At 45.0% G+C, this 1,674-nt stretch carries 1 protein-coding gene; it reads right to left on the bottom strand.

Annotation, left to right across the window (positions count from 1 at the left end):
* Window positions 1-268: 268 nt before the first annotated feature.
* Window positions 269-1,588: an IS30 family transposase gene (locus WJ238_RS00075; RefSeq protein ID WP_316265264.1), complete on the bottom strand. Its 1,320-nt coding sequence runs from the start codon at window positions 1,586-1,588 to the stop codon at window positions 269-271.
* Window positions 1,589-1,674: the final 86 nt, after the last annotated feature.

Below are 1,674 nucleotides of genomic sequence, written 5' to 3' on the forward strand. Positions count from 1 at the left end.
GGTTAAATGAAAAACTAATTTCCACCATCGGATCTTATCGATAAATAAAGGATTTTAGAAAAACTTATTTCTGGATTTCCATAGATTTTAAGGGACATTTTCTTTATAATGAAAAGGAGAAAAGCAGCTGGATGTGTATTTTATGACATTCAAAAAAGACCGCAGGAAGTGTTTTTGAAAAACTAACTTCCACCGGTTTTTCTGTATGGTTTGTATGAAATCCTGTCATTGGCCCGGAGCTTTCTGTATTTTAGGTTGTTGAAAAAATTTACTTTAAAAGCGTAGGTTTCAGTGTGACCTGATCAGCCGGGATCCATGCCATATGGCAGAGCTCCAGCAGTTTTCTGTCCAATAGGAGAAGAGCCAGTTCAAACGGGGTGCAGCCGTTTAGACTGGCTCTTGCCGTACTATTGATATGATTAGCTATGAGCGTGGCCTGTGCCTGTGTCAACCCGGAGAAAGTTTTTCCCTTGGGAAGAACATAGCGGATAAATTCATGGTTCTTTTCCAACCTTCCCTTTTGCCAGGAAGCCATCGGGTCACAGTAGAAAATGAGAGTATGAGAACCATGGCCATTATTTCGTTCAAAGACGGAAGGATCTTTAAAAGAGGAACCATTATCCGTCAGGATCACGGAAAAAAGCCTAGAATACCGGGCAGGTCCCAGGGAGGCATATAGGAAGTCAAAAACATCCCTGACAGAAGCTCTGCAGTCGCTCTCCATGAGAAAAAGGAGCATAAAGGAACAGCTGCGAAAGAAAAGAGTAAGGAGGACAGGAGAGCTTTTGCCGCCGGCGCCTTCCACCACATCCATTTCCACAATGGAACAGTCTGGATGAGCGGCTATGTACTGCTCAAAGTCCAGATATGTGCGCCCCATACGATAGCCGGGAATTTCTGGTTCAGACCGCCGTTTTTTCCTGGGTTTATAAGAAACTTTTCTGGGGAGATCCAGATTTACTGCAGAGAAACAACGGAGATCGATATAGTTGTAAAGAGTCCGCTGGGAACAGTTGATCTCCTCCCTGTGGGTGAGATAAATATGGGACAGAGGCTGCCCTTGCTTCAAAAGAGGAGAGATGAGCTTGTCCAGTTTTTCCAGGGATTCCGGAGACTGATTGATCCCGGATCTGGAAGAAGATTTGACCTCCTGATAGGAATCTTCTGCGTATTTTGCCCGATAAAAATAGAAGTCATGGGAACAAGTACGCAGTTTAGGACAGCTGTTGCAAACGTAAGGAGGCTTTAAGAGCCGTGGACAGATCAAGGGAGAAAAGTCCGGACAGTAAAAAGAACAGCGCTTGCTGCGGCATTTGGAGCAAAGGGAGAGACAGGAAGTGCGTCCGCACAGGTGCTGCCTGGTACAGGAAGAAAAATGAGCGCATTCCGAGCGTCTGCGGCTGTTCTCGTCCCGATAGTGTGGAACAAGGAAACGATGCCGCCGGATTTCTTTAGAGATGGTAGAGGAGTCTTTGGAAAGAGCCCTGGCCATTTGAGAAAAAGAGAAGCCTTTTTCGATCATGATTTCAATCTCTGCACGATCAGAAAGAGTAAGATGCTTAAAGTTACCAATATGATGAGTTGCCATGATGACCTCCAATCCGCTCCGGGGAGTACAGGATAACACGATTGCAAAGGTAAAATCCACCCCTGATTTATAGAGAAGCAAAAAAG

The sequence above is a fragment of the Claveliimonas sp. genome, from assembly GCF_037273965.1.
GTDB lineage: Bacteria > Bacillota > Clostridia > Lachnospirales > Lachnospiraceae > Claveliimonas > Claveliimonas bilis.